At 39.9% G+C, this 6,205-nt stretch carries 5 protein-coding genes; all 5 read right to left on the bottom strand.

Annotation, left to right across the window (positions count from 1 at the left end; genetic code table 11):
• Positions 1-248 precede the first annotated feature (248 nt).
• The 5 genes from ACYVHJ_RS19570 to ACYVHJ_RS19550 all read right to left on the bottom strand — a co-directional run bounded on the left by ACYVHJ_RS19570 (position 249) and on the right by ACYVHJ_RS19550 (position 6,182).
• Complete coding sequence (locus ACYVHJ_RS19570) at positions 249-1,277, bottom strand: PorP/SprF family type IX secretion system membrane protein (RefSeq protein ID WP_460518219.1); 1,029 nt, start codon at positions 1,275-1,277, stop codon at positions 249-251.
• The gene (locus tag ACYVHJ_RS19565; RefSeq protein WP_460518216.1) at positions 1,274-3,595 is read right to left on the bottom strand and encodes a PKD domain-containing protein; all 2,322 of its coding nucleotides are present in this window, start codon (positions 3,593-3,595) and stop codon (positions 1,274-1,276) included. Before ACYVHJ_RS19565 ends, ACYVHJ_RS19570 begins: the two co-directional genes overlap by 4 nt.
• 356 nt (positions 3,596-3,951) lie before the next feature.
• A complete protein-coding gene (locus ACYVHJ_RS19560) occupies positions 3,952-5,223 on the bottom strand; it encodes an adenylosuccinate synthase (RefSeq protein WP_460518213.1) in 1,272 nt (423 codons plus the stop codon).
• Positions 5,224-5,338: 115 nt separating this feature from the next.
• Positions 5,339-5,683, bottom strand: a complete 345-nt coding sequence (locus tag ACYVHJ_RS19555) for an STAS domain-containing protein (protein WP_339905285.1) — start codon at positions 5,681-5,683, stop codon at positions 5,339-5,341.
• Positions 5,684-5,693: 10 nt separating this feature from the next.
• Positions 5,694-6,182, bottom strand: coding sequence for a Fur family transcriptional regulator (locus ACYVHJ_RS19550; RefSeq protein WP_460518209.1), 489 nt, complete (start codon positions 6,180-6,182; stop codon positions 5,694-5,696).
• Positions 6,183-6,205 lie beyond the last annotated feature (23 nt).

The following is a 6,205-nucleotide window of genomic DNA, read 5'->3' as shown; positions in this document are numbered from 1 at the left end:
CGTTTTTGCCAGATCGTTTTCTGACTGTTTCGTTAAGGGAGTGCAAAGATAAATGAAATTTTTAACTCTGCAAAATGTTTTTGAAAATAAATTTTGAGATCTTTTTAACCCCTCTTTTCTTACTTCCTTTCCCCGCTTTTGGGATGACAAAGGTGCACTTTATTTTTTATTTTACAATGGGAATATTCAAGAAAACTGTCAATAAATCATAAGTCTCCTGATTATCAGCGTTAAAAATATTCGACCTTTTAATATTTAAATCCGGGGATAACCCTATCCCGCTTTTTACCCAATTTATAATTCCTAAAAGTGTACCTCATGGACAACTCATGAGCCCCTCCACTGTTTCTCCAAGCCAACTTTGACACCGTAAAATCAAAACTATAGCCTATCTGCAAATCATTGGGCAATGAGAATCCTAAAAGTGCGATGATCGCCTCATTATTTGGTAAACTGCGTTTGGTAGGAAGCCCCCTGTACCATACTCCCATAATTAAAGGGGCATAAAATAACTCCGCACCCACATCCAATTGATCAAATAAACCCTGCCTTTTGTAATTGAAAGCAAGTGACAAGGTTCGTTCCTGCAAGGTATTGTTGATTACATCTCCAATATTATTACTAAATAAATCAAAAGTAACACCCCCATGAATCCCATAACGTATAGGTAGCCGCTGATTCTCTAATTGAAGATAGGAAATATAAGGGCGGGTTAAATGATGTGCTGATACACCTAACCAAAACCTTTTGTCATAATAATACAATCCTGTATTGATGTCTTCATGGCTTCGTTGACTGACATCTTCCACCCAACTTACTCCATCGCCCACTACTATCCCTCTGTCAATATCAATTTGGGTACCCAAAATTATACTTTCCACATTCACATTTCGGTGCACAAAACTTGCCTGAAGCCCGGAATGTAAATAACTGTATTCTCCCAATTTGACCCTGTAAGCATAGGTTACCCCAATTTCCATATTTTGAACCTGTGAAAAAGAGTCTCGTACACCATTTGCTATCACTCCTATCCCGCTATTCTTATGCGCTATGAAATGATCAAAGTAAGCTGAGAAGGAATTAAAGCTTCTATCCAGCCCTGGCCATTGGTTTCTGTAATTCACCCCAACCCTCGTCCATTCTGTACTTCCGGTAAATGCCGGGTTCAAATGTATGGGCGCGGCATAGAATTGAGAAAACTGCATGTCTTGCCCTAAGGCCTGCGTCACCAGCAAACCCAATAAAAAAACATAGCCAATGATTTTCTTCCCCATCATCTTATCAATAGAAATTTTCCGGACCTGGTAACAAGCTCCCCTTTGTTGGTTTTAAAATCGCCCCGATAAACGTAAGTCCCCGGTGGCAGTGGCTTTCCATTGATCGAACCATCCCAGCCGAGGCTATTCATGTCGTTAATCTCTATTAGAAATTCACCCCAGGTATTGAATATTTTCAACTCCATGCTTTCTATCCCTTTCATTTTGGGCATAAAAAAATTATCCTCCGATCTGGATGGGGTGAAGCCGGTGGGGAACATTACCCTATAGGTCCGACGAATAATTATAGGGAATTCAAAAGTGGCGGCACAATCAGGTCCATTCTCTACCCGTAGGGAGACCAAAAACTCTCCTTTATCACCATATACATGTACCGGCGAACGTTGTTCACTGGTGTTTCCATCGCCAAAATCCCAGAACCAACGTTGGGGATTACCAGCTGATAAATCCATAAACCTAATTGGGTCTATTGCCAATACCCCATCTGCTGACTCTTCTTTCATTCCGGTATTGTCCAATACATAATCGAAAGAAGCATTCAATGCCTCTTCCGGAAGAATCACCCTTATAGTGAGGGGAGCGGACCAACAATCCAAAGATTTGGGCTTCACACTTAAGTAATAGACTCCCTCATTGAACAAGGTGAGCATGTCCTCATTTATATATTCCTCTCCTGACTCATTTTCTAGTTGGTAATCATATTGCTCTGAATCATAATCGGTAATAAATCCCCTTATATCCGGAAACAAATCGGGCTGACAACCATACATAGGGCTAAGCACTTCGAGATCAGGGTAAGCAGGATAGCTGATTGTAATGGGCTCAGCTACCAAGGGACAACCATCTGAGGAAATGGCTTGGGCATGAAAAATTCCCGCTTCTTGGACCAATAGACTTGCCGATGATTCTTCCTCTATCTTTTGTCCGTCTTTAAACCATTCGTAATGTTGATTTTCTCCTAATGAAAAAATGCTCAATTCAACAACCTCACCCGGGCAAGCCTCCTTACTTAATAGTGGAAGCTGATTGACCATGATACTTATTGGTTCAGGCTCGTCCATCACATCCAACAGAATAGCGCTTCCATTTGAAGTTTTTCCGTAATTATCCGTAAGGGTATAATAAACCTGCAATTTATCCCCTTTGAATTCGGGATGGGGCACAAATGAAAACGCTGTCCCGACACCGGAATATTTAAAAGTACCTTCATTGGTGACCAAAACCGCTTCATCCGTGTTGCATCTGCCCGAAAGGCAAGGGTCTGTCTCAATTTCCATAATTTCATCCATGGATTCAAAAAACCTGAGACAGCTAACCCTGGAGTCTATATTGGGTAATGTATGGTTCTCCTCCGGTATTTCAAGAAAATTCTCTTGTCCCAAACATACACCTACATTTTCTATATCTTTTGTTGTGGGTTTCTTTAAATTGTCTTGATCGGCCACCTCCACCAATAAATTCCTGATTTCATGAATATTGGTCTCTCCACCAGTGGAGCCGGCAAAACCTATTTTCAAGGTTTTGGGTGAAGGGTAGGGATAATCTACATTATCTATTAATGTTATTTGGCGGGGATTACCATTTTCAGTAGTGAAAATCATTTCTACATCTAAAAAATAACCCGCATCACCATGCTTAGGTCTTAGCTTAAAAATCACTTTGCGGTAACCTTTTTGATCGGGCTCTTCCGCTCGCCCTGTTCCTGTGCCACCAGAACTGATGGGGAACTGCTGGTCCTCCGGCAAACCATAGGTACCTCCTTCATTGGTTTTAACTCCGGTGATAAAATGATAACCATTGTATCCATGCCCCGGCCCCCTAACCACTACTGCGTTTGGATGCAGCTGATTTATTCCGGAGGAAAAACCTCCAATTTTATTTTCAGAATTATTTCCGAAATTCCCAAAACTATCGAATCCCACTCCTAGATAAGCATTGGTCAAACCGGGGCTATCGACATTCATGGCATAACCCAAAGACCCGCCGAATGCTCCGGGGGAAAAAGAGTTAGATTCACCATCAAACAAGAAGACAGTCATCCCATCTGCTCCTGTACCACCATAGCTAAAATATTCAAAGGAAGCTTTAACCCCGAAACTGGAAGAAAATGGGATGTCAATGTAAACATAGCCTTTCTGATCCATCACCGCATTTGTAAGCCTCAGCACCCCATCTCGGATGACAGCATTCCCGCCCAATACAGTTTCTTCCCGTTCAATCTCCTCCTGAAAAGATTCACAATAGGGGAAACCCTGTTGCGCTTTCAGGTTAAAAGAAAGCATCATTACAATTAAAGAAAATCCAATAGATACCTTCATACGGTTAGCAAGCTTGCAGCTTCTATAAAATTAAAATGAGTACTCCCAAATGCATCCATTGAATAAGCACATTTACAGCATGGCTTTTATCGGCATTCTACCAAACTGAAACTTAAAAGAACAGCCTTTCTAAACAAGTTTTTCTCTGCTCAAAATTGATTAATGAATCTATTTCTATTAATAGTATAACATTATCCTGAAAACAACAAAATGAATTCTGGAATAGGCAACTATGGGGTTATTCAATTCTACAAGAAATAAATAGAAACTTAAGATAGCCAATAAAAAAATAAATAAAAAAGGCTTCTTCCTGATAGTTAGGAAGAAGCCTTAATATTATAAGTGTGTAAATTCTCTTATTTAAGTATGGTCTGTTTTCTATCGGGACCGACAGACACCATTTTAATAGGAACCTCTAATTCTTTTTCCAGGAAGGACACATAGGTTTTCAGCTCATCGGGGAATTTTTCATAATCATCAATTCCATCCAAGCTACAATTCCAGCCTTTCAAGGTTTCATAGACCGGTTCAATTCCTTCAGTAGTTCCATTCAGGTATTGTTGATCCGTTTGGTTTCCATCTCCAAGTTTGTACTCCGTACAGATTTTGATTTCTTCAAAGCCATTGAGCACATCAGCTTTCATCATAAACAATTGGGTTACCCCATTGATCATGATTGAATATTTCAATGCGGGAAGATCAATCCAACCACACCTCCTGGCCCGGCCTGTAGTGGAACCGAACTCATTGCCATCTTTACGCATTTGCTCCCCATCGGCATCAAATAACTCTGTAGGGAAAGGACCACTTCCAACCCGGGTACAATAAGCTTTGAAAATTCCGAACACCTCTCCTATGGTGGAAGGAGCCACACCCAAGCCTGTACAAGCACCTGCAGCCATGGTGCTGCTGCTTGTTACAAAAGGGTAACTACCAAAGTCAATGTCCAAAAGCGAACCTTGAGCTCCTTCAGCCAAAACTTTTTTACCTGATTTTATGGCAGCGTTCACTTCAAATTCCGTCTCTACAAGCCTGAGGGATTTAAAAAACGTAACAGCCTCGAAGAAATCTTCCTCCAGGGCATCAAGATCTTCTAATCCAAAATCATAATAATTCAAGATTGACTTGTGCCGTTCGACCAAGTCATGGTATTTCTCTTTGAAATCCGGAGACAACATGTCCCCTACTCTCAAGGCCACCCTGCCAATTTTATCTTGGTAAGTTGGTCCAATTCCTTTTAAGGTTGAACCAATTTTTTTATCACCTTTGGATTTTTCATAAGCGGCATCCAAAAGTTTATGGGTAGGAAGGATAATGGTGGCCTTTTTGGAAATGGCCATATTTTTATTAAAATCAATATTGAATTTTTCCAAATTCTTGATTTCTTTCCTTAAAACTACAGGATCCAGCACTACGCCATTGCCTATTATATTCTGGATATTTCCCCTGAAGATCCCGCTGGGAATTTGATGCAAAACATGCTTTATCCCGTCAAACTCTAAGGTATGGCCGGCATTGGGTCCTCCTTGAAATCTGGCTACCATTTCATAGCTCGGCGCTAGATAGTCTACTACTTTACCCTTGCCTTCGTCACCCCACTGGAGACCTAAAAGAACGTCCATTTTCATTTTATTTTTAAATAAGTATTACTGCCTTCTATCAAAACAAGCCGTGAAGATTGTCATGTTTGTAAAAATTTACAACTTCCCGGCTAAATTTTATTGAATAAAAATGGCTTTTAAATTATTTTACTTGATCTAACGCCTCCTCAAGTGTGTCAGATACATTAAATATATTATTGAGTTTGGTAATAATTAGCAGCTTTTTAACATGCTCTGAAGGAGAGGCCAAAAACACTTCCCCATCCGCATTTCTCATTTTTGTCAGTACTGTGATCAGCACTCCTATACCGCTAGAACTAATATACCTGACCTCACTAAGATCAATGATGCAGTTTTTCACTCCATCTTGCAAGCCGTCCGACACCAAGCCAACCATTCGAGGGCCTGAATCATCTCCAATCAAATCACCTTTGATTTTTAATAACAAAGAATCATTTTCTATCTGGGACTGAAATTCTGCTTTCATGAATTATAATTTATTTTTTTGCTTTGCCTTCAGTAATACCAACTCTATGTTCACAATTTTCATCGGTACAATTTCCGTAAAGTAATAAAGAGTGATGAATGATATTAAAATTCAATACCTCTCCTACTGTATTCTGAATATTTTGAATTCGTGGATCGCAGAACTCCTTTACTTGGTGGCATTCTGTACAGATCAGGTGATCATGCTGCTTGTACCCATAGGATTTTTCGTATTGAGCCAAGTTTTTTCCAAACTGATGCTTGGTAACAAGGTCACATTCTACCAGTAAATCTAAAGTATTGTAAACCGTAGCACGACTTACGCGGTAGTTTTTATTCTTCATACTTATATACAAGCCTTCCACATCAAAGTGCCCTCCTCGGCTATATATCTCTTCTAAGATCGCATACCTTTCCGGTGTTTTTCTCAGCTTTTTGTTTTCCAAATAGGCGGTGAATATTTTCTTTACCTTTTCGTAAAGATTTTCTACTGAAGCCATACTTTCATTTTTTTTACAAATAT

It is taken from the genome of Cyclobacterium sediminis, assembly GCF_054781075.1.
This window is presented reverse-complemented; position numbering and strand designations above follow the sequence as displayed.